Here is a 20,090-nt window from a genome sequence, read left to right as displayed (position 1 = left end):
TGCGATGTCGATCAGGGTGCCCGTCGTTCCAGCGGCGTATTTCGGTATGGTGCTCGGTCTTTCGGGGCTGGGCGTGGCCTGGCGCTGGGCACAGAAGGTGTGGAGCGTGCCAGCCTCAATCGGTGAAGCGATCTGCTTCCTCGCAATCGCCGTCTGGGTTGCCCTGATCGCGCTCTACATCGCCAAGTGGCTTGTTGCCCGTGACGAGGCGCTGGCCGAAATCGCGCATCCGGTGCAGTGCTGCTTCGTTGGCCTAATCGGCGTCGCGACCATGCTCGCGGGCGGATGCATACTCCCCTACTCATTCGGGTTGGCAGTCGCGCTTTTCGCGCTGGGCTCCATCTTTGCGCTCGCTTTCGCCGTCTGGCGCACGGGCGGCCTTTGGCACGGAGAGCGTGACCACACCACGACGACCGCGGTCCTTTATCTCCCGACTGTCGCCGGCAGTTTCGTGACCGCGACGGTCGTCTCCGCGCTGGGCCATCCAGACTGGGGCCAGCTGTTCTTTGGCGCGGGCCTGTTTTCCTGGCTGGCGATCGAATCGGTACTTCTCAACCGCATGCTGACGGCACCGGAAATGGCGGCGGCCCTTCGGCCGACCCTCGGAATTCAACTCGCGCCAGCTCCGGTCGGAGCCGTCGCCTATCTCAGCGCGACGCAGGGGGCACCCGATGCGCTGGCCCATGCCCTTATCGGCTACGGCCTGCTTCAATCGCTGGTCCTGCTCCGACTGATGCCGTGGATCCGCGAGGGCGGGTTCGCGCCGTCGTTCTGGGCCTTTACCTTCGGAATCACCGCTCTCGCGACCGCGCCGTTGCGATTGCTCGACAGAGGAGACAGCGGCGCGATCGAGGCTATCGCGCCCGTGGTTTTCGTCGCGGCCAACGTTGTCGTCGGTCTGGTGGCGGTCGGCACTGTGATACTGGCGGCGCGTGGGAGGCTGTTCGCAAAAACCGTTGCCTATCCGGCCGTGGCGACCGAGCCATCGAAAGCCACTTGATAGGCATAGTGGTGCGGGCGGTCGGACTCGAACCGACATATCCGTGAGGACGGGGGATTTTGAGTCCCCTGCGTCTACCAATTCCGCCACGCCCGCAGCGGTGGATGGCCAATTGCCATATTCACCCTCCGCGCGTCTAGAGCCGCCGCCCGCCTCCTTGCCCTTTCGTCGCATCGGTATCCGCACCGATGGACGCTAGGCTGCCAAGCATCTACACGAGAGCGCACTTCGCTGGGGGTCTGATGCTTCGCCCGCTTTACGACTGGACGATGAGGCTGGCGGCCGGCCGCCGAGCCATTCCCGCCCTCGGCGCCATCTCCTTCGCGGAGAGTTCGTTCTTCCCGATCCCGCCGGACGTCATCCTGGTCCCGGTCGTGCTGGCCAATCGCGACAAGGCCTGGACCATCGCGCTGTGGTGCACGATCACATCCGTGCTCGGCGGAATGGTCGGCTATGCGATCGGCGCGCTGCTGTTCGACTCGGTCGGGCAATGGCTGATCCAGTTCTACGGCTATCAGGACAAGCTCGACACGTTCCGACACGCCTATGCCGAATGGGGCGCCTGGATCATCCTGATCAAGGGCCTGACGCCGATCCCCTACAAGCTGGTGACGATCGCCTCCGGTTTCGCCGGCTACGATTTCCTATGGTTCGTCATCCTGTCGGTGATCACGCGCGGCGCCCGCTTCTTCCTGATCGCAGGCCTCCTGCGCGTCTATGGCGAGCCGATCCGCAACTTCATCGAGAAGCGGCTCGAACTCGTCACGCTCGTCTTCCTGGTCGTCCTTGTGCTCGGCTTCGTCGTCATCAAATACGTGGTCTGATGCTCGATCTGACCACCCAGAGGTCCGCCGCGCTTGTCGCGCTCGGCGGCGTGGCCGCCCTCGGAACTGCCTATGTGTTCCAATACGGCTACGGCTATGTGCCCTGCGCGCTCTGCCTCTGGCAGCGCTGGCCGTACTATATCGGCATCCCGCTTGCGCTGATCCTGGCGGTCACCGGCAAGAGTCTGCCGCCTTCGGCCCTGAAGGCTGGCGTCGCCGTCCTGGCGCTCCTGTTCGTCGTCAACGCCGGCATTGGCGTCTATCACTCTGGCATCGAGTGGAAGTTCTGGCCCGGCCCGGCGACATGCAGCCCCGGCGCGGCGGGGCCGGCAAGCGGCAATCTTCTTGACGATCTCAAGGCGACGCGGATCGTGCCGTGCGACGCGGCTTCGTGGCGGTTTCTCGGCCTGTCATTCGCGGGATGGAATGTCGTCGTGAGCGCGGTGCTGGCTGGGATCGCGTTCGTTGGATTAAAGCGCCGCTAGGCGTTCCCCGGACCGCGTGCAGCGAAGCTGCATCGCGTGATCCGGGGTCCAGCGCACAAGCGCGCCGCAGGCGCTCAATAGCTGAAGAGCTTCGCGAGTAAACGCTGGGTCCCGGATCTGCACGCGCTTCGCGCGGTTGGCCGGGATACAGGATCAAGGCTCCAGTTCGGTATCCCAGTAGAGATAGTCGAGCCAGCTGTCGTGCAGGTAATTCGGCGGGAACAGGCGGCCGTTCTGGTGCAGGTCGTGAACCGTCGGCGCGAACGGTGCCCGGTTCAGGTGCAGGCCGCAATACTGCAGCAAGAGTCCGCCCTTCCTGAGATTGCAGGGCGAACAGGCGGTGATGACGTTTTCCCACGTCGTCTGGCCGCCCCGCGAGCGCGGGATCAGATGGTCGAAGGTCAGGTCGTCGCGCGAACCACAATATTGGCAGGTGAAACGGTCGCGCAGGAAGACGTTGAACCGGGTGAAAGCCGGATTGCGCGACGGCTTGATATAGCTCTTGAGGCAGACGACCGACGGCAGCGGCATGTCGAAGCTCGGGCTCGAGACTACGCGATCGTAGGAAGAAAGAACGTTCACCCGATCGAGGAAGATGGCCTTGATGGCATCCTGCCATGACCACAACGACAGCGGGTAATAGGACAAGGGCCGGTAATCCGCGTTCAGCACAAGCGCGGGACAGGAATCGGGAGACACGTGAACCGTCACGCCAAACTCCGCTTACGACGTCGGCCCTTATCCGACGCGTGCGGACAGTCTAACGGTTCTGTGTCACGCTTGTGAAGGTCCTAACGGACGCACTCAACCAAAGCATTGCTTCAGGAACTGCGCGCCCTTCGCCAGCCCCGTGCGGTCGATGCCATGGGCCATGCCGTGCGCGACGTGCCAGGAGCGAGGAACACCTGATTCCGCAAGCACTTCCACGGTGTGGACCAGCGCATCGACGGGGATCACCTGATCGGCCGTGCCATGGGCCAGAAAGACCGGTGGTTTGGTTTTGATCTCGGCTTTCAGATGCTCGCCGCCGGCGATCGTTCCGGAATATCCGACGATGCCTGCGAGTGATTCGGCGCGCCGCAGACCGACGTGAAGCGACATCATCGTGCCCTGGCTGAAACCGACCAATCCGACCTTGCTGGCTGGGAGGCCGTGCCTCTCCATTTCCGAGGTGATGAAGGCGTCGAGGCCGGGACCGGCCGTATTGACGCCCTGCCAGCGGTTCTCGTCGCTGCGGACGCTGAGGTCAAACCATTCGCGTCCACCCGGATGGAGCGGCATCTCGTCCTGCGCATGCGGCGAGACGAATGCTGTATCCGGAAGCACGCTCGCCCATTCGTTACCGATCGCAATCAGGTCGTCGCCGTTCGCCCCGTAGCCATGAAGGAAGATGACAAGCGACTTGGTCGTGCCGCTCTGCGCGGGCAATCGGGGTCCGTCGAGGGCCATGTCTACTCCAGATAGTCGGCGCAGCGAGGCCCCTGCTCGGCACCCCACGGCATGATCGGAACGCTCGATGTCGAGTTCTTCGGCGAGCCTTCGATCAATTTGTCCGTATAGGCAAGGTAGACCAACACATTCCGCTTTGCGTCACAGCCGCGCACGATCTGCACCTTCTTGAAGAAGAAAGAGCGGCGCTCGCGGAAGGCTTCGGCGCCCTGCTCGAACTTGCCCTTGATCTTGATCGGTCCGTACTGACGGCAAGCGATCGAGACATCCGACGCTTCTTCGGCGAGACCCGCCCACCCCTTCCAGCCGCCGATCTCCGGCAGGGTGAAATGGCAGGTCACGCCGTCGACAAGCGGGTCGTCGATCGCGTAGACGGCCAGCTTCGCGTCGGGCGACAGGAAGCGCCAAACGGTGCTTTTCTTGAAGATGAGATCGGGATCGTCCTGCGCCGCGGCGGGAAGCGCGAACAGAGCCAGACAAACCGCGAGAAGCAGAAGTTTCATTCAGATCCCCTACACGGGCGCGCCATCGCGGCCGCCCTTCAGAACACGATAATAGGCCCAAAGCAGCCGCGCCGCCGCCGAACGATGCGGCCGCCACGCCTCCGCCAGCGCGAGAACGGCCTTTTCCTTCGGCCGTTCATCCAGTTCGAGCGCGACTCTGGCCGCTTCCTGGAGTGCAAGATCACCCGCCGGGAAGATGTCCGTATGACCGAGCGCGAACAGCAGATAGACCTCGGCCGTCCAGCGCCCCACGCCCTTGATCGCGGTCAACGCGGTAACGGCATCCTCGGCGTCCATGTCGACGAGCGAGGTCAGGTCGAAGCCGTCCTGTACGTACTGCGCCGATGCGCGAATCGTCCTGATCTTCTGGATCGAAAGGCCAGCCACCCGAAGCGCCTCGTCGCTCGCGGCAAGCACTGTCTCTGGAGTAATCGTGCCGAGCGCCGTCTCCAGTCGGTCGTGGATCGCCCGTGCGGCCGAGGTCGAGATCTGCTGGCCCATGATGACCCAGACCAGGCCGGCGAAGCCGTGCTCCATCCAGCGAAGAGGCACATGGCCGGCTGCGTCGGCGACCTTCCCCATGTGGGAGTCGACGCGAACGAGTGCCCCGATATGGGCGGCAAGATCGTCTTCGTTTGCGATTGTACGGGAGAGAGCGGTAAGCACAGGCGTCAGATGCGATCGATCCCGCTCCAGCGCAACCCGATAACGCCGGCATGACCCAGCCTGTCTTTCGCTTCGCGCCAAGCCCGAACGGCCCGCTCCATCTCGGTCACGCACTGTCGGCGCTGCTCAACCGCGACATGGCCGAGGAGATGGGAGGCCGATTTCTGCTGCGTATAGAGGATATCGACACCGAGCGCTCCCGCCCCGAATTCGAAGCCTCGATCCTCGATGATCTTTCGTGGCTTGGCTTGCGCTGGGAACGGCCCGTTCGCCGTCAGTCCGAGCATTTCCGCGAATACGTCGAGGCGCTGGAAACGCTGAAGGCGCGAGGGCTGGTCTATCCGTGTACCTGCACGCGTGGGGAGATACGAGCGGCGATTGACGGGAAGTCTGGATGGCCCAACGACCCCGATGGCACGCCGATCTATCCCGGCACCTGCCGGCCGCCGCCCGGCGCCATGTTTGTCGATCGCGAGCCCGCATGGCGCCTAAATATGACGAAAGCGATCGAGGAAACAGGACCTCTCGCCTGGACCGAGATCCGCGCTGACGGATCGACGGAGACCATAATGGCCGACCCCGCCGCCTGGGGAGATGTCGTGCTGGCTCGCCGCGACACGCCGACTAGCTACCATCTCTCGGTCACCCTCGACGACGCACTGCAGGGCGTGACTCATGTCGTAAGGGGGCAGGATCTGTACGCCGCCACTGCGGTTCATCGCGTCCTGCAGACCCTCCTCCGCCTGCCGGAGCCGATATATCACCATCATCGCCTGATCCTGGGCGCCGACGGCAGGAAACTGTCGAAGAGTGCCGGCTCCGAAGCCCTCCATGTGCTCCGGTCGGACGCCGCCAGGGTCGCCGACATCCGACGCCTCGTCGGCCTCTAGCCGACGCCGAGCACCCAGAGCCAGATCGCGACCGTGAACACCGAAAACGCTGTCGAGAATGCGATAGCATTTGAGGCAAAGCCTTCGGCGATCTTGTAGCGAGAGGCAATCATGTAGCCGTTGATGCCCGAGGGCAGGGCCGCGAACAGTACGGCGACCCCAGTAAAAACCGGCTCCAGCGCGAATACCCAGGTGCCGATGACGAACACCAGAGCCGGGTGGACCATCAGTTTGAGGAAGGCTGAGATCGACGCCGCTTCCGGATCGGAGCGGAAACCGTAGCGGGCCAGCGCAATGCCCATCGAGACGAGGGCCACAGGAGAAGCCGACGTCGCAAGAGCGTCGAGGATTGGCTTGATCGAGGCTGGGGCCTTCACACCCGTCAGCTGCGCCGCGACGCCGGCCGCGAGAGCAAGCAGGATCGGGTGGGTGAGAAGCGTCTTGAAAAAGCGCCTTAGCCCGCCGCCGCTGCGTTCAGGGTCGGCCGCCTCGATCAGGATCGCCGCGACGCCCATCATGATCGGCAGATGGATGGCAAGGAGCAGAAACAGCGGCACCGCGCCGGCATCACCATAGGCGCGCAGGATCAGTGGGATACCGAGAAACACCGTGTTGGACTGGGCCGAGCAGAAGCCGTGGATCACGCCTTCGCGCTGTTCACGATGAAGCACACGGCTGGAAATGAGCATTGCGCCCGCCCATACGACCGCGGCCGCCGCGAAATAGGTGACCCAATACCCCCAAGGGCTCGAATTCAGCGGCGCGGTGCTTTCTGACAACATGCGGAAAATGAGGGCGGGCACCGCAAGGGCGAAGACGTAGTCCGCGAGACCGTCGCCAGCACGTTCGGACATCAGGCCTATCTTGGCCGCGAGAAAGCCAAGCCCGATCAGAGCGAAAATCGGCAGGACGATGGCGATGATGTCGGACATGAAGCGTTCCGGGCATAAAGCGGGCGCCCGTTGCGGGTCAACCAAGTGAATTTCAAAATTTGCCGGACAGACGGTGAACATGCCCGCTGTATCAGGCGAAATACGGATTTCGTAGCGAACCTTCCGGGGGAATGGGCGTTGGTGGAACGAGGCGTGAAATCGGCGCGCAGCCGCCCGCGCATCACCCCTATCAACGGAGGCAATGCATGTTGAAGCGACTTCTTCTGACGAGTGCCGCGCTCTCGGCGCTGGCCACCGCTGCTGTAGCCCAGGCTCAGTCCCCGGCCCCCGCCGACACCAGCACTCCCCCGGCGGTCACGAGTCCCGCCGCTCCAGCCGACAACTCCCCCGCCGGCGTGGCCGCGGACGCCCAGACCCAGGAGGATCCGAACCTCTTCACCTCGATGCAGGGCGCCGATGTCCTCGGCGAGAACGATGCATCGATCGGCAGCCTGGCCGACGTGCTCCTGAGCCCGGATGGCACCGCGCGTCAGCTCGTGATCGCCCATGGCGGCATTGTCGGCATCGGCCAGACCTATCGTCTCTACGACGTGTCGGAGCTTCCGGCACTCGATGACGGCAAGGTGAAGATCACCCAGCTTTCGACGGCCTCGCTGGAAGGCCTGCCGGAATACGAATATCCGTCGGCAACCGAGACAGGCCGCGCGTCCACCACGGGCGCCGCGAGCACGTCGGCGCCGGCTGAACCGGCCACGCCCGCTCCGGCGCCGTCCGCCGCAGCTGCGTCTGACGCATGGCCAGCAAGCTCAATCGTGGGCGCCAATCTGACGAACACCGACAGCGCGGCCGAGATTCAGGATCTCCGCTTCGAGGGCAACAAGATCTCGAAGGTCCTCATCGACAAGGGCGCCACGAGCTCCGAAGTCGCCGAAGTGGCATTCGCCGACCTCGATCTTGGCGGCTCGCCAGGCGATCCGCAGATCGGCCTGAAATCGGCGGCCGGCGGCCTCAACCTCAAGGCCCCGGATGCGGCGGCACCCACCGCGGCGAAGTAACAGGCAGAACAAAAATGAAAAAGCCGGGCGAAAGCCCGGCTTTTTTGGTCTGAAGAACAACGGATCAGGCGGTAGCGCGAGCCCGCTTTCTGGCACGGGTCCCGAAGAACAGCGCCTGGCTGACGATCGCCTTCACCGTCTGAGTCTGGAAAGGCTTGGAGATCAGGAACACCGGCTCAGGGCGCTCGCCGGTCAACAGACGCTCCGGGTAGGCGGTGATGAAGATCACCGGCACGTCGAAGAGCGTGAGGATGTCGTTGACGGCATCGAGACCGGACGAGCCGTCGGCGAGCTGGATATCTGCCAGGACGAGACCGGGTTTCGTCTTGTTGGCAAGCGCGACAGCTTCGGTCTGCGTGCGGGCAACGCCGCAAACCCGATGACCGAGGCTTTCGACCAGAGCTTCCAGATCCATCGCGATAATCGGCTCGTCCTCGATGATGAGGACGTCGGTCGCAACCAGATCGGCCAGTTCGCGCCCGGCTTCATCGATCGCGAGCGTGACTTCCGTCTCGGAGATACCGAGAATGCGCGCGGTATCCTCGACGGAGAAACCTTCGACGGAGACGAGCAGGAAGACCTGACGCGACAACGGCGCGAGAGCCTCGAGTGTGCGGTTGGCGGTCGCAAGATGCCCGCCGGAGCTCTCGTCCTCGAGATTGACCCGGATCGACGACCAGATGAGGGAGAAGACCTGGTAAAGCGCGATGCGGGGTTCGATATCGCGAGGGAACAGCGACGGGTCTTGAACCAAGGTTTCCAAAGCGGCCGTCACATAAGTATCGCCGCTGTGCTGACTGCCCGTGAGGGCGCGCGCGTAACGGCGCAGAAACGGCAACTGAGCCGCTACGATGGGTGTGATCTGCATACGTACAAAACCCCCTATTCGCCGCGTGACCGCGACGGTATCACCCCCCAGAACGTTCCGGCGAGCCAAAAAGTTTCACTCAGTTCGGAACTACTTTCGTAAACTCGCGTTCTCACATGATGTTTTTACGCGCTCGTGCTGGGATCACGGCGCGAAAGGGTTGGTAGTTATGCAGCATCGGCCGGGGGCAGGAAGCGGCAATAAAGCGAAAGTCGAGGGGAATGTGCAGAACATTCAGGAGCCAAAGCCGGGTGCGGAGCTCGACTCCGAGCTCCAGGCCCATATCGGTCGCCACCTCAAAGCCGCTTACGAAGACATTCTCGATCAGAGCGTTCCGGACCGTTTCATCGATCTGCTGAAGGCTCTCGAAGCAAAGGAGAGCGGCCAGTCCGGCTCGAAAGGCGGCGCTTGATGAGCGGCAGCCCGTCGGTTCGTGACGAACTTCTAGCGCAGATTCCAAGTCTCCGCGCTTTCGCAGTTTCGCTGTGCGGCCAAATGGACAAGGCGGACGATCTTGTTCAGGAAGCGCTGGTCAAAGCCTGGTCGAGCCTTGGCAGTTTCACCGAGGGCACGAACATGCGTGCCTGGCTCTTCACCATCCTGCGCAACGTTTATTATTCCGAGCATCGCAAGCGCCGCCGCGAGGTGCAGGACGTCGACGGCGTCTTCTCTGGACGTCTGGTCGTCCACCCATCGCAGATCGGCCACATGGATCTTCAGGATTTCCGGGAAGCGCTTGCAAATCTCCCCCCGGATCAACGCGAGGCCTTGATCCTGGTCGGCGCCTCGGGTTTCTCTTATGAGGAAGCTGCGAGTATCTGTGGCGTTGCGGTTGGCACGATCAAGAGCCGCGTCAATCGCGCACGCAGCGCACTTACCCGTGCACTTTCCGTTCAAGGGACAGGCGAATTCGGCCCCGAACCCACGCTTCAGGCCGCGATGATCACCACCGCCGGCTCCGGCAGTTGAGGGGCAGGACCAGACGAGAGGACCTGTGACCCGCAGTCTCAGAAGCCGCCTCGCAATCCTGCTTATCCTGGCGAACCTGCCCGCGGCCGCCCTCGCCGTCGGAGCGGCCTGGAGGAGCCACGGCGCCACCACCGAAGCTCGCGTTCATTCAGTCGTCCAGAGAGCGGAACTGATCGCCACGCGAGCGGGACTGACGCTCGGCATCGCGGAAGGGGTGGCCGATACGCTGGCGACCAATGTCGAGGTTGCAAGCGCCGGTCCCAACTGCTCGACGCTGCTTGGAGCGGCGCTGTCGATGCGCCCGGACTATGACGGCATCATCGTTTCGGACGCCACCGGGCAGACCATTTGCTCCGCCGGCGATGCCGATATCACATCCTCGATCCGCACGTCGCTGACCCGCGCCATCGCCAGTACCGGCGTTACGGGCGACACCGTCTTCCTGCCTGAACAGATCCAGCCCAGCGATAAGGTGGTCCTCATATCGCGGCCGTTCCAGGTCTCCGACGGTTCGCGGCGCGCGGTGGGCTTGCTGCTCCGCCGCCATGCCTTCGACGCGATATTCAGTCCGCAAGGCGAGGTGCATGAGGCTACGCTTGCCTTGATCCGAAGCGGCGGGCAGATCGTTTCCGAGTTCACCCGTGGCAGTCTCGACTGGAAGCCAACGATCCCACTTCCCGTAGGTAATCAGAATGACCCCCCGGAAAGCCTCATTTTTGCAAATGCCGAGGGCATGAAATTTCACTATGCCGTGGCACCGGTGCGCGGAACGCTCTCAACCGTCGTTCTGGCGACCCCGCTCGCGACGCTCGACGAAACGGACTGGCCGCGTTTCGTGACCGCCGTCGGGGCACCCCTGCTGATGCTGATTTTCGGCATCCTCGCGATCTATTCCGGCGTCGAGCGCCTCGTCCTGCGCTGGATCACGAGGCTTCGTGCGGTCAGCGCCGCCTATACGATCGGCAATTATGCACCGCGCCTCGAACATCTCGACCGCGCGCCGTCTGAACTCGCCGACCTCGGCGCGAGTTTCAACACGATGGCCGAGCGCATCCAAGAACGCTCGCATGCGCTCGAAGTGGCGTTGTCGGGGAAAAACGCGCTGCTGAAAGAACTTCATCACAGGGTGAAGAACAATTTCCAGATGATCGCGAGCCTGCTCGCCATGCAGCGGCGCGAACTGCCCACGAGGCTCCGCACGCTGCTCCGGGTTCCGGAAGATCGTGTCCTGGCGATGGCGTCGGCCTATAAGGCATCCTACGCGACGGGCGAAATCGGACGCGTCGGTATGGCCGAGCTTCTTCGCGACATCGCCGGCCAGCTCCGCCAGAGCTTCGGCCTCGGCGCACCGGTGATCCAACTCACCGCGGAAGGCGAACTGGTCCGACTCGATCTCGACCGCGCGGTCCCACTCGGCCTTCTGTTTTCCGAGATCATCAGTTCGGCGCTCGACCGCGCCGACGCGGCCACGGGACCGATCGACGTCCGCATTCTTCACACCGGGCCGGGCCGCGTGAAGCTGGAGATGATCAGCCCCAACCTCGCAGAAGCCGTTCCGGTCATGGGCCTCGCGGCACGCCTGACCAAGGCGTACAAGGCGCAGCTTTCCGCTGATTTTGACACGCCGAACGACGACACCGTTTGCATCGCGTTCGCCATCGAGGCCGCGAGCCAGGACCATCCAGGCCGAGTCGAGCTCGGCGCCTGACTTTAGGCGCTCCTTGGCGTCAACATCGATATCTTCGCCTTCTCGATCCGGAAGTGCAGCGGCGTGGGCTCTCGCCAGAGCTCGCCGTCGACGGCAAGCCAGACCCGGGGGCGCGACATCCTGATGTCGATCTCCTTCGCGACGATCGACTCGATCGAGTCGCCTTCTCGCCACCGGCCCGAAATGAGTTCGAGTCCCGCCTTTGCCCGTCCGGCAAGATGGGTCTGCCGCATCAGGTGCAGCTCCAGCAGGCCTTCATCGAGATGCGGGCGTCTCCAGTCATTGCCGATCCGGTTCGATGTTACGAGCGCGGCGTAGGCGTGCGCTTGCATCTCCTTGCCGTCTAACGTGATGTCCATCGAGATGCGGCCCGTCTGCGTCACCGATCTCCAGACAGAGAGCATCACGCTGATCAGGCGGCCGAGCGGGATGCTCAGCCGCGTCCGTTCACGGTTGCGCGCCACCCTGCTGAAATAGCCGATACCAGCAAGCGTGTGGAAAGGCCGGCCGTTGATCGTGGCGAGATCGATCTTGCGGACTTCGCCATGAGCCAGGGCCTCCGCCATGATCTCAAGATCGTCTGCGGGAAAGCCGAGATCGCGACCGAGCAGGTTCATCGTACCGAGAGGCAGAAGGCCCAAGGTCTTGCCGCTGTCCGCGAGCTTGCCCAGAGCATTGGAGAACGTGCCGTCACCGCCGCCAACGATCACGGTCTCGTGCCTCGACTCGCGCGCTCGTTCGAGTTCCTGATCGAGTTCTTTGGGTTCGATCAGCGCGACCTCAGCATCTTGGCCAGCGGTCGCAAAAGCCCTTTCGACGATACCGGCCGGATCGGTAATGCCGCCCGAATAAAGTGCGCCCGCGCGCGAATTCAGCAGGATCAGCACACTCATTAAAAGGCCTTCTGTGAACAGGAACCTTCGGCATAACGCACGACTTACTGATTTGGCCGACTCAAATGTAACGTCGCTGTGATCTTTCCGCGCGAGACAATTTTCATGAGCAATTCCGACTTCGTTCTGGTGGCAGATATCGGCGGCACCAACAGCCGCTTCGGGATTGTCCGGGCGGGCAGTATGACGCCCGAAGCGGTGTCGACGCTCGACAACGACAATTTCAACGGCCTCGGCGAGGCGATCCCGGGCTATCTCGAACATGTCGGCGTCAAGCCGAACCGCGCGGTTCTCGCGATCGCCGGTCCGATCAAGGACGGCACGGTCCATCTCACCAATCGACGGGGCTGGTCGTTCAAGCCCGAGGAGTTGGCGCGTGATCTCGGGATGTCGCGCGTCGAGGTCGTCAACGACTTCGCCGGAATCGCATGGGCCCTACCCCATCTGCGGGCCGACGAACTCGAGCCCCTCGGCGAAGGCGAGGCGCGATCCGACGCCACCAAGGTCGTGCTCGGCCCCGGAACCGGACTCGGCGTTGCTGCGCTGCTCTACGACAACGGGCGCTGGGTCATCGTTCCTAGCGAAGCGGGCCATGTCGAGCTTGCAGCCACCACAGCGCGAGAAGAGGCGATCTTCGCCGCCGTGCGTGCGGATTTCGGACGCGTCTCCGCGGAATCTGTGCTTTCTGGGCCAGGCCTCGCGCGGCTCGATCAGGCGATCTCGCTGATCGACGGCGTCCCGACCGAAACCCGCAAGGGTCAGGATGTCTCGATCGCCGCCCGCGAGGGCGACGTCACGGCAAAGGAGGCGGTCGACATCTTCTTCACCGCACTTGCCCGTTTCGCCGGCGATATGGCGCTCTCCTTCCTCGCACAGGGTGGCGTCTACATTTATGGAGGCGTGGCACAGAAGAACGCCGACCTGATGGATGTTGTGAAATTTCGAGACGCCTTCTCCAACAAGGCGCCGCATCAGAAGCTCGTATCGAACATCTCGACGAAGCTGATCACCTCACCGCAGCCCGCGCTGACCGGATGCGCCGCGATCGCCGCCGAAAAGGCTTAGAGAATCCCGGGGTGGCAAACCCCCGCCAGCATTGTTAAATGTCGCCTATCACATGGCTGAGCACGCGCCCCATCACGCCCATTCGCACGAGCCCGCCCCGGCGCGCGCTGTCGCCCGGGCCGAGCATCTCTGCGCCGAGCGAGGCGTTAAACTGACGCCTATGCGCGCGCAGGTGCTGTCATTGCTCGCCGCGAGCCAGCAGCCGCTCGGCGCCTATGATCTCATCGAGAAGATCGGCTCCGAGGGCGACCGCCCGGCTCCCATCACAGTCTACCGTGCTCTCGACTTCCTGCTCGGTCAGGGTCTCGCCCATCGTATCGAGAGCAAGAACGCCTTTGTCGCCTGCGATCATGCGCATAGCCACGCCGATGTCGTAGTTTTCCTGCTATGTGAGCGTTGCGGTGCGGCCGTCGAGGCCTCCGGGGCCGATGTCGGCGCCAACATCGCGGCGCTCGCGGCGGATGCCGGCTTCGTCCCGCGCGGCCAGTTCGTCGAGGTCGCCGGCGAATGTGCCGCCTGTCGGGCGACGCAAACATGATTGTCTGCTATAGGCTTTTCGAAACTCTGGGCGGTGTACCGTCCGACAAGACTTCTATGAGGACGTGATGGACTTGGGTCTGAGAGATCGTCGCCGCCGCTCGGTGGCGGTTCGGGTCGGCAATGTGACGGTCGGCGGCGGTGCCCCGGTCGTCGTCCAGTCGATGACCAACACCGACACCGCCGACATCGCCGGCACGGTCAAGCAGGTCGCAGATCTCGCCCGCGCTGGCTCCGAGATCGTCCGCATTACCGTCGACCGTGACGAGGCCGCTGCCGCCGTCCCGCATATCCGCGAGAAGCTCGACCGGATGGGCGTGGACGTCCCGCTCGTCGGAGACTTCCACTACATCGGCCACAAGCTGCTTGCCGACCATCCAGGCTGCGCCGAGGCGCTGTCGAAGTACCGGATCAATCCGGGCAATGTCGGTTTCAAGGACAAGAAGGACAAGCAGTTCTCGCAGATCATCGAAATGGCGCTGAAGCACGACAAGCCTGTGCGCATCGGCGGCAATTGGGGATCGCTCGACGGTGAGATGCTCACCGCGATGATGGACGAGAACAATCTGAGCCCGAACCCGCTGGACGCCCGCGCGGTCACCCGCGAGGCGCTGATCCGCTCGGTTCTGTTCTCCGCCGCCCGCGCCGAGGAACTCGGCATGGGCGCCGACAAGATCATCATCTCGACCAAGATCTCGAACGTCCAGGACGTGATCGCGGTCTATGAAGACCTCGCCGCCCGCACACCCTACGCGCTCCACGTCGGCCTGACCGAGGCCGGCATGGGCTCCAAGGGCATCGTCGCCTCGGCGGCCGCTCTCGGCGTCATCCTGCAGCAAGGCATCGGCGACACGATCCGCATCTCGCTGACCCCGGAGCCGGGCGGAGACCGCACCCGCGAGGTGAAGGTCGGCCAGGAAATTCTGCAGACGATGGGCTTCCGGACGTTCGTGCCGCTCGTCGCGGCCTGCCCGGGCTGCGGCCGCACCACGTCGACGACGTTCCAGGAGCTCGCCCAGGAGATCCAGGGCTACATCCACACCCGCATGCCGGAGTGGAAGAAAAGCTATCCCGGCGCCGAGACGCTGAACGTCGCGGTGATGGGCTGCATCGTCAACGGACCGGGCGAGTCCAAGCATGCCGATATCGGCATCTCGCTGCCCGGCACCGGCGAAAGCCCGACGGCTCCCGTCTTCGTCGACGGCCAGAAGGTCACCACCCTGCGCGGCCCGACGCTCGCGGCCGATTTCACGCAGATGGTCGAGGACTACGTCCAGCGCCGCTTCGGCGTCGCCCCGAACCAGGCCGCCGAGTAAGCACTTCCGACTTCGCCCGACGGGCATCGCTGGTTATGGTGTCCCGCATGTGTGCGGGGCGTTGTTGATGTCACTCGATTTCGGACTGGAGCGGGAAGAGGCGCGGACGGAGCCCTCGCCCTATAGCCCCTTGCCGCCCGCCGAGCCGGAGCCCGCGCCAGACATGCGAAAGCGCCGGCGTCGCCAGATCGTCCGCATCATCGCGGCGATCATCGCCCTGCCCTTTGTCCTGACGGTCGTCTACACCGTCGTCCCGCCGGTCTCGACGCTGATGCTTGGCCGCTGGCTGACCCTGCAGCCCGTCGAGCGCGACTGGGTGTCGTTCGAGCGCATCAACCCGTCCCTCGCGCGCGCCGTCATCTCGTCCGAGGACGCCCGGTTCTGCAGCCATTGGGGCGTCGACTGGGACGCGCTTTGGCTCGTCATCGAGGAAGCGGGAGAAGACGGCCCGTCGCGCGGCGCCTCGACGATCACGATGCAGGTGGCGAAGAACCTGTTTCTCTGGCCGGGAGGCGGCTACCTCCGCAAGCCGTTCGAGATCGTGCTCGCGACATGGATCGACCTCGTCTGGTCGAAGCGCCGGACGATGGAGGTCTATCTCAACATCGTCGAATGGGGCCCGAACGGCGTCTTCGGCGCCGAGGCGATCGCCCGCAAGGCGTTCCGGAAGCCCGCCGCGAACCTCAACGCGGGCGAGTCCGCCATCCTCGCAGCCGCGCTGCCGAACCCGATCGTGCGCAATTCAGCGAAGCCGACGCGCCTGCAGATGCGCCGCGCCGCGGGCATTTCCTCACGCGGGGCTGATACCTCCTGCCTCTCGCGCTGATAGCCTCTGGCGTTTCTCGGCAACCGGTGCTATCAGCACCGCCAATCTTTTCGCCGACGCGACTGGAAACGGTCGCGTCGCAGCTTTTTGAGGTATCCGCAAATGGCCGTTCCGAAACGAAAGACCTCGCCGTCCAAGCGCGGCATGCGCCGCTCCGCAGACGCGATCAAGGCTCCGACCTATATCGAGGACAAGGACTCGGGCGAGCTGCGCCGTCCGCACCACCTCGACCTCAAGACCGGCATGTATCGCGGTCGCCAGGTTCTGACGCCGAAGGCCGAAGCCTGACCCAGGCCAACGGTTTGAATCAAAAAGCCGGCCCTCGTGGCCGGCTTTTTTGTTGCCCGTGACCGAGCTTCAGGCGACCCAGCTCAGGCCCGGCTCGCGGTGGCCGGCGCGGATGATGTCCGACGCCGCGCCGTAGGCGGAAAAACCCTCTGAACCCGCGATGCGGCGGCGAGCCCGCGTCTGCGGCATGTCGAGCCGCGTGGCGATGAGCTGCGCGATCAGCGGAGCGCTGGTCAACGTCGCCGTCCCAGCATGTTCGGACGGCGCGGCATCGAGCACGACAAGCGCCGTGCCGCCGCCGCTCCACGAATTGTCCTGATACGCATCGTTCGACACTGGCACCGACGTCCCATTTCGGGACGCTCCTGCTCCCGACAACCCGATTCACGCAAGTTCAATGCCAGAATAGGCGGGAAAGGTCCGGTTTGGTAAGTTTTCGTTAACGGTCTTGCGCTACGCTCGGTGCGCGGGGCAAGCTCGGCCCGGAATCTGGTTGGGAACCCGTCGCTTGGCCGAACTCGCCGCCCCGGAACTTCTCAGCGAGATCGAGGCCGCGGTCTACGAATGGACCGTATCTTCCGACACCCTGACCTGGTTCCCGAAACCTCCGCCCGCCCTCTCGGGACGCGATCTCTCGAGCGGCCAGGCCTGGGCCGCCTCCACCGACCCCGATGCCATGACGTCCCGTCACACCGCGATCTTCGGTTCGACCGCTCGCGACGAGGGCGAGGGCGTTGCGTATGAACTGGAATATCCGGTCCGCATCGACGGCCGGGACGGTCCACGGCATGTCTGGATCGAGGATGTCGGCCATTGGTATGCTGGCGCCGACGGCTTGCCTGCGCGCGCCCGCGGCATGATCCGTGTCGTAACGGGACGGCACGAGGCGGAGCAGCGCCTCGCGATCCAGACCCGGTTCGACCCGCTCACGGGTACGCTGAACCGGCTGAAACTGCTCGACGTGCTGGAAAGCATGCTGGCCGACGGCAAGCGCTATCGGACCTCCTGTTCCTTCCTCCTTCTCGCCGTCGAGAACATCGGCGCGCTGAACGAGGCGTACGGAGACACGACTCCGGACGAGATCATCGCGGGCGTCGCCAAGCGCCTCCGGTCCAGGATGCGCACCGGCGACGCGCTCGGCCGCTTCTCGACCACGATCTTCGGCCTCGCGCTTGCCAATTGCGGGCTGACGGAACTCGGCGTCGCCGCCCGCCGCTTCATGGATGCGGTCCACGAGGAGCCCATCGAAACCTCCGCCGGTCCGGTCGGCGTCCGCGTCACCGGAGCCGGCATCGTCGGTCCTCGCCACGCCCAGAGCCAGGTCGAAATGGTCGCCCGGGTCTCGGAAACGCTCGCCGAGGCCCGTCGCAAGAGGCGCGGCGCATTCATGCCTTTCGCGCCCAGTCAGGCTCGAGACGACCGCCGCCGTCGCTACGTCCAACTCGCGGACGAGTTGATGGCCGCGCTGAACACAAACAAGGTGTCTCTGGTTTTTCAACCGGTGGTTCGCGCCAGGGACGGCGCCGTCATCTGGCATGAAGCCCTTGCCCGCCTCGAAGTAGCCGGAGACCAGGCCTCTCTCAGCGCTCATATCGAGGCGGCGGAGAAGCTCGGCCTCGTCCATCTTCTCGACCGTCGCGTTCTCGACCTCGTCGTCGCCGCGCTCGAGGCCAACCCCCACGCCGTCATCGCGGTAAATGTCTCCGCGGACACCGCCGTCGATCCGGAATGGCGCGATCGCGTTCTTCACCTGCTCAAGGTGAAGCCGGCAATTGCGGGCCGGCTTCACGTCGAGATCACGGAGACCGCGGCGCTCGGCGATTTCGAAGAGACGACCGAGTTCGTCAAGACGCTACGCGAGGCCGGCGTCCAGGTCGCGATAGACGATTTCGGCGCCGGTCAGACCTCGTTCCGTACCCTGCGTGGCCTGGGCGTCGATCTGGTCAAGATCGACGGCGCGTTCGTCAGGGGCCTAGCCAATTCGACGGAAGACCGCGCCTTCGTCCGCGCGATCGTCGAACTGGCGCGCGAAATCGGTTTCGAAACGGTCGCCGAGAGCGTCGAGACTGAGGAGATCGCCAAGGTCCTCACGGAGCTCGGCGCCAGCTACCTGCAGGGCGACTTCTACGGATCCCCGGGTCCGCTGCTCGCCACAGGTTGAGAACGATCACTGCTGCTTGACGAAGAGGCGGATTATGAGAACAAATATAGAACATGATCCGCAGATCAAACGCCGCATTGCGCGAAGTCTCACAACCCGATGAGGAGCCTCGCTCTCTCACCGCCGAGACGCGTCCACGACTTCCGCTGGCTTTCGGCGTTTCGGCTCTCGATTCACATCTGGCAGACGGCGGACTGGCTCGCGGCGCGCTGCACGAGATTGCAGACAATGGCGACAACGTCGTTGATGGCGCCGCTGCCACGTTGTTCGCCGAGGGAATCGTGGCGAGGGCCGGAGGCGCAGTTTTGTGGTGCGTCGGCAAGCCGGACCTCTTCGCGCCGGCCACGGGGCAGGCGGGGCTCGCCACGTCGCGCCTGAGCTATGTCGAGGCCGGCAGCCACAAGGAATTGGTCAGCCGCGCGGAAGCCGCCCTTTCGTCCGGCGCGTTCGGTTCGGTCGTTATTGAAACGGCGGCGCTGACCACGACGGCGTTGCGACGGTTGCAGCGGTCGGCGGAAAGCACAGGCGCCCTCGGCATCATCATCCGTCGCGGGCCCCCAGGGAAAGCAACCGCGCTTCTCGCAACCCAATGGCGGATAGGCTCGCTGCAGGTGACTTCGACGCGCTCGCGCTGGAACGTCGAACTCGTCCACGCGACCAATGGCGCAACGACGAACGTCGTCATCGAGGCCTGCGACGAGCAGGGCCGCGTCGCGATCCCGACGCTCGTGTCCGACGGGCATGCCGGATCGAATATCGCGCGGCGCTTCGCCGCTACCCAGGCGGCGCGGGCAACGCCCGTCCGCGCTCCGTTATCGATGGTCAGGGGTGACTGACCGCCTGCCCGTTCATGTCCTGCAAACGGGGCGTTCTCCTCAGCCTCGATCCGTGCCTGACGACGCTTTCCGATGAACGTCATCGCCAGCGAGAACACCATCATCGCGATGATCGCCAATGCCGCCGGCCTATGAATGATGTAGAGGAGATTGCCGCCCGAAAGCTGGTTCGAGCGCAGCAGCTCCGTCTTGAGCATCCGCCCCAGTAGGCCGATGACGACCGCGGCTCGTCTGACGCCGGAATCCGAAGCGGGATCAGGGGTCCAGGTGGCGCATCGCCTCAAGATCGTTCGGCTCATCGACGTCGAGGAGCACGCCCGGATCGTCGGTATCGACGACCGCTAGGTTCGTGCCCAAAGCTTTCAGGATGGCCCGGGCTCCAATGTCGCCGCTTAGCGATGCGACCTCGTCGAACAGGGAACGGCGAAGAAGCACAGGGTGCCCCCATTGCCCTTGGAAAGCCGGGACGGCGGCCGGGCGCGACCCGATGGTCGACAGCAGATCGGCGGCCATCGAGTGAGGCACTCGCGGCATATCTCCCAGGAACACGAAAACCGCGTCGGCCGATGCCGGCAAAGCCTTGATGCCGGCCCTCAGGCTGGCGGACAGGCCGTGCCCATGGTCCGCGGCGTGGATGGCTGAGATACGGCCTCCATGACGCTTGGCGGCGCGCTCCACCTCTTTACGATTCGCTCCCGTGACGAGAACGATCGTTAGCGCGGGAGAGGCCAGCGCCGCATCGATGGCTCCGTCGAGGAGCACGCCTTGCTGCCAAGGCGCGAGCAACTTGCGTCCACCGAAGCGTGTCGCAGCCCCACCCGCGAGGACGAGGGCGTGGACGTCCCTCGCAGTGGTCAT

Annotated in this window: 24 protein-coding genes and 1 tRNA gene; 15 read left to right on the top strand and 10 right to left on the bottom strand. The window is 64.2% G+C overall.

Annotation, left to right across the window (positions count from 1 at the left end):
- The first annotated feature begins 4 nt into the window (after positions 1–4).
- Positions 5–1,000, top strand: coding sequence for a dicarboxylate transporter/tellurite-resistance protein TehA (gene tehA, locus ACFPFW_RS16785; RefSeq protein WP_114956303.1), 996 nt, complete (start codon positions 5–7; stop codon positions 998–1,000).
- Positions 1,001–1,009: 9 nt separating this feature from the next.
- Here the strand turns inward: tehA and ACFPFW_RS16780 are convergent.
- Positions 1,010–1,096: transfer RNA gene (locus ACFPFW_RS16780), tRNA-Leu, on the bottom strand.
- A gap of 146 nt (positions 1,097–1,242) precedes the next feature.
- On the opposite strand from ACFPFW_RS16780, the gene ACFPFW_RS16775 reads away from it, so the two are divergent.
- Entirely contained in the window at positions 1,243–1,824 is a 582-nt protein-coding gene (locus ACFPFW_RS16775) for a YqaA family protein (protein ID WP_114956304.1), read from the top strand.
- Positions 1,824–2,309, top strand: coding sequence for a disulfide bond formation protein B (locus ACFPFW_RS16770; protein ID WP_114956305.1), 486 nt, complete (start codon positions 1,824–1,826; stop codon positions 2,307–2,309). Before ACFPFW_RS16775 ends, ACFPFW_RS16770 begins: the two co-directional genes overlap by 1 nt.
- A gap of 153 nt (positions 2,310–2,462) precedes the next feature.
- Here the strand turns inward: ACFPFW_RS16770 and ACFPFW_RS16765 are convergent, their stop codons facing one another.
- The 4 genes from ACFPFW_RS16765 to ACFPFW_RS16750 all read right to left on the bottom strand — a co-directional run bounded on the left by ACFPFW_RS16765 (position 2,463) and on the right by ACFPFW_RS16750 (position 4,927).
- Positions 2,463–3,020, bottom strand: a complete 558-nt coding sequence (locus ACFPFW_RS16765) for an HNH endonuclease (RefSeq protein WP_114956306.1) — start codon at positions 3,018–3,020, stop codon at positions 2,463–2,465.
- 93 nt (positions 3,021–3,113) lie between these two features.
- Positions 3,114–3,758 carry an alpha/beta hydrolase gene (locus tag ACFPFW_RS16760; RefSeq protein WP_114956307.1) on the bottom strand — a complete coding sequence of 215 codons (645 nt, stop codon included), beginning with the start codon at positions 3,756–3,758 and terminating at the stop codon, positions 3,114–3,116.
- Between the two features lie 2 nt (positions 3,759–3,760).
- Positions 3,761–4,261: a CreA family protein gene (locus tag ACFPFW_RS16755; RefSeq protein ID WP_114956308.1), complete on the bottom strand. Its 501-nt coding sequence runs from the start codon at positions 4,259–4,261 to the stop codon at positions 3,761–3,763.
- 9 nt (positions 4,262–4,270) lie between these two features.
- A complete protein-coding gene (locus ACFPFW_RS16750; protein ID WP_379771641.1) occupies positions 4,271–4,927 on the bottom strand; it encodes a DNA-3-methyladenine glycosylase family protein in 657 nt (218 codons plus the stop codon).
- Positions 4,928–4,977: 50 nt separating this feature from the next.
- On the opposite strand from ACFPFW_RS16750, the gene gluQRS reads away from it, so the two are divergent.
- A complete protein-coding gene (gene gluQRS, locus ACFPFW_RS16745) occupies positions 4,978–5,817 on the top strand; it encodes a tRNA glutamyl-Q(34) synthetase GluQRS (protein WP_114956309.1) in 840 nt (279 codons plus the stop codon).
- On the opposite strand, the gene ACFPFW_RS16740 is transcribed toward gluQRS, so the two are convergent.
- Positions 5,814–6,749, bottom strand: a complete 936-nt coding sequence (locus ACFPFW_RS16740; protein ID WP_114956310.1) for an AEC family transporter — start codon at positions 6,747–6,749, stop codon at positions 5,814–5,816. The genes gluQRS and ACFPFW_RS16740 overlap by 4 nt on opposite strands.
- A gap of 206 nt (positions 6,750–6,955) precedes the next feature.
- Between ACFPFW_RS16740 and ACFPFW_RS16735 the strand changes: the two genes are divergently transcribed.
- Positions 6,956–7,765 (top strand): PRC-barrel domain-containing protein, encoded by an 810-nt coding sequence (locus tag ACFPFW_RS16735; RefSeq protein ID WP_162799619.1) that lies wholly within the window; start codon positions 6,956–6,958, stop codon positions 7,763–7,765.
- Between the two features lie 64 nt (positions 7,766–7,829).
- Here the strand turns inward: ACFPFW_RS16735 and ACFPFW_RS16730 are convergent, their stop codons facing one another.
- The gene (locus tag ACFPFW_RS16730) at positions 7,830–8,633 is read right to left on the bottom strand and encodes a response regulator (RefSeq protein WP_114956312.1); all 804 of its coding nucleotides are present in this window, start codon (positions 8,631–8,633) and stop codon (positions 7,830–7,832) included.
- Between the two features lie 223 nt (positions 8,634–8,856).
- Between ACFPFW_RS16730 and ACFPFW_RS16725 the strand changes: the two genes are divergently transcribed.
- The 3 genes from ACFPFW_RS16725 to ACFPFW_RS16715 are packed head-to-tail and all read left to right on the top strand — an operon-like array spanning position 8,857 to position 11,310.
- A complete protein-coding gene (locus ACFPFW_RS16725; RefSeq protein ID WP_379771639.1) occupies positions 8,857–9,045 on the top strand; it encodes a NepR family anti-sigma factor in 189 nt (62 codons plus the stop codon).
- Entirely contained in the window at positions 9,045–9,602 is a 558-nt protein-coding gene (locus ACFPFW_RS16720; RefSeq protein ID WP_114956313.1) for a sigma-70 family RNA polymerase sigma factor, read from the top strand. Before ACFPFW_RS16725 ends, ACFPFW_RS16720 begins: the two co-directional genes overlap by 1 nt.
- A gap of 25 nt (positions 9,603–9,627) precedes the next feature.
- Positions 9,628–11,310 carry a sensor histidine kinase gene (locus ACFPFW_RS16715; protein ID WP_114956314.1) on the top strand — a complete coding sequence of 561 codons (1,683 nt, stop codon included), beginning with the start codon at positions 9,628–9,630 and terminating at the stop codon, positions 11,308–11,310.
- A gap of 2 nt (positions 11,311–11,312) precedes the next feature.
- Here ACFPFW_RS16715 and ACFPFW_RS16710 read toward each other — a convergent pair whose 3' ends face one another.
- Entirely contained in the window at positions 11,313–12,203 is an 891-nt protein-coding gene (locus tag ACFPFW_RS16710; RefSeq protein WP_114956315.1) for a diacylglycerol/lipid kinase family protein, read from the bottom strand.
- 105 nt (positions 12,204–12,308) lie between these two features.
- On the opposite strand from ACFPFW_RS16710, the gene glk reads away from it, so the two are divergent.
- The 5 genes from glk to rpmF all read left to right on the top strand — a co-directional run bounded on the left by glk (position 12,309) and on the right by rpmF (position 16,235).
- Entirely contained in the window at positions 12,309–13,268 is a 960-nt protein-coding gene (glk, locus tag ACFPFW_RS16705; RefSeq protein WP_114956316.1) for a glucokinase, read from the top strand.
- A gap of 52 nt (positions 13,269–13,320) precedes the next feature.
- Positions 13,321–13,806, top strand: coding sequence for a transcriptional repressor (locus ACFPFW_RS16700; RefSeq protein WP_114956317.1), 486 nt, complete (start codon positions 13,321–13,323; stop codon positions 13,804–13,806).
- 67 nt (positions 13,807–13,873) lie between these two features.
- Entirely contained in the window at positions 13,874–15,121 is a 1,248-nt protein-coding gene (gene ispG / locus ACFPFW_RS16695; RefSeq protein WP_114956318.1) for a flavodoxin-dependent (E)-4-hydroxy-3-methylbut-2-enyl-diphosphate synthase, read from the top strand.
- A gap of 67 nt (positions 15,122–15,188) precedes the next feature.
- Entirely contained in the window at positions 15,189–15,947 is a 759-nt protein-coding gene (gene mtgA / locus ACFPFW_RS16690; protein ID WP_114956319.1) for a monofunctional biosynthetic peptidoglycan transglycosylase, read from the top strand.
- A gap of 102 nt (positions 15,948–16,049) precedes the next feature.
- Positions 16,050–16,235 carry a 50S ribosomal protein L32 gene (rpmF, locus tag ACFPFW_RS16685; protein ID WP_114956320.1) on the top strand — a complete coding sequence of 62 codons (186 nt, stop codon included), beginning with the start codon at positions 16,050–16,052 and terminating at the stop codon, positions 16,233–16,235.
- Between the two features lie 69 nt (positions 16,236–16,304).
- Here the strand turns inward: rpmF and ACFPFW_RS16680 are convergent, their stop codons facing one another.
- The gene (locus tag ACFPFW_RS16680; protein ID WP_114956321.1) at positions 16,305–16,571 is read right to left on the bottom strand and encodes a hypothetical protein; all 267 of its coding nucleotides are present in this window, start codon (positions 16,569–16,571) and stop codon (positions 16,305–16,307) included.
- 172 nt (positions 16,572–16,743) lie between these two features.
- Here ACFPFW_RS16680 and ACFPFW_RS16675 point away from each other — a divergent pair, with 172 nt between their 5' ends.
- Positions 16,744–18,396, top strand: a complete 1,653-nt coding sequence (locus tag ACFPFW_RS16675) for an EAL domain-containing protein (protein ID WP_114956322.1) — start codon at positions 16,744–16,746, stop codon at positions 18,394–18,396.
- 53 nt (positions 18,397–18,449) lie between these two features.
- Positions 18,450–19,232, top strand: coding sequence for an ImuA family protein (locus ACFPFW_RS16670; RefSeq protein WP_114956323.1), 783 nt, complete (start codon positions 18,450–18,452; stop codon positions 19,230–19,232).
- Between the two features lie 255 nt (positions 19,233–19,487).
- On the opposite strand, the gene ACFPFW_RS16665 is transcribed toward ACFPFW_RS16670, so the two are convergent.
- Entirely contained in the window at positions 19,488–20,090 is a 603-nt protein-coding gene (locus tag ACFPFW_RS16665; RefSeq protein ID WP_114956324.1) for a nucleotidyltransferase family protein, read from the bottom strand.

It is taken from the genome of Flaviflagellibacter deserti (assembly GCF_042652085.1).
Classification (GTDB): domain Bacteria; phylum Pseudomonadota; class Alphaproteobacteria; order Rhizobiales; family Methylopilaceae; genus Flaviflagellibacter; species Flaviflagellibacter deserti.
Note: the sequence above shows the minus strand (reverse complement) of the source record. Positions and strands in the feature narration are given on the sequence as shown.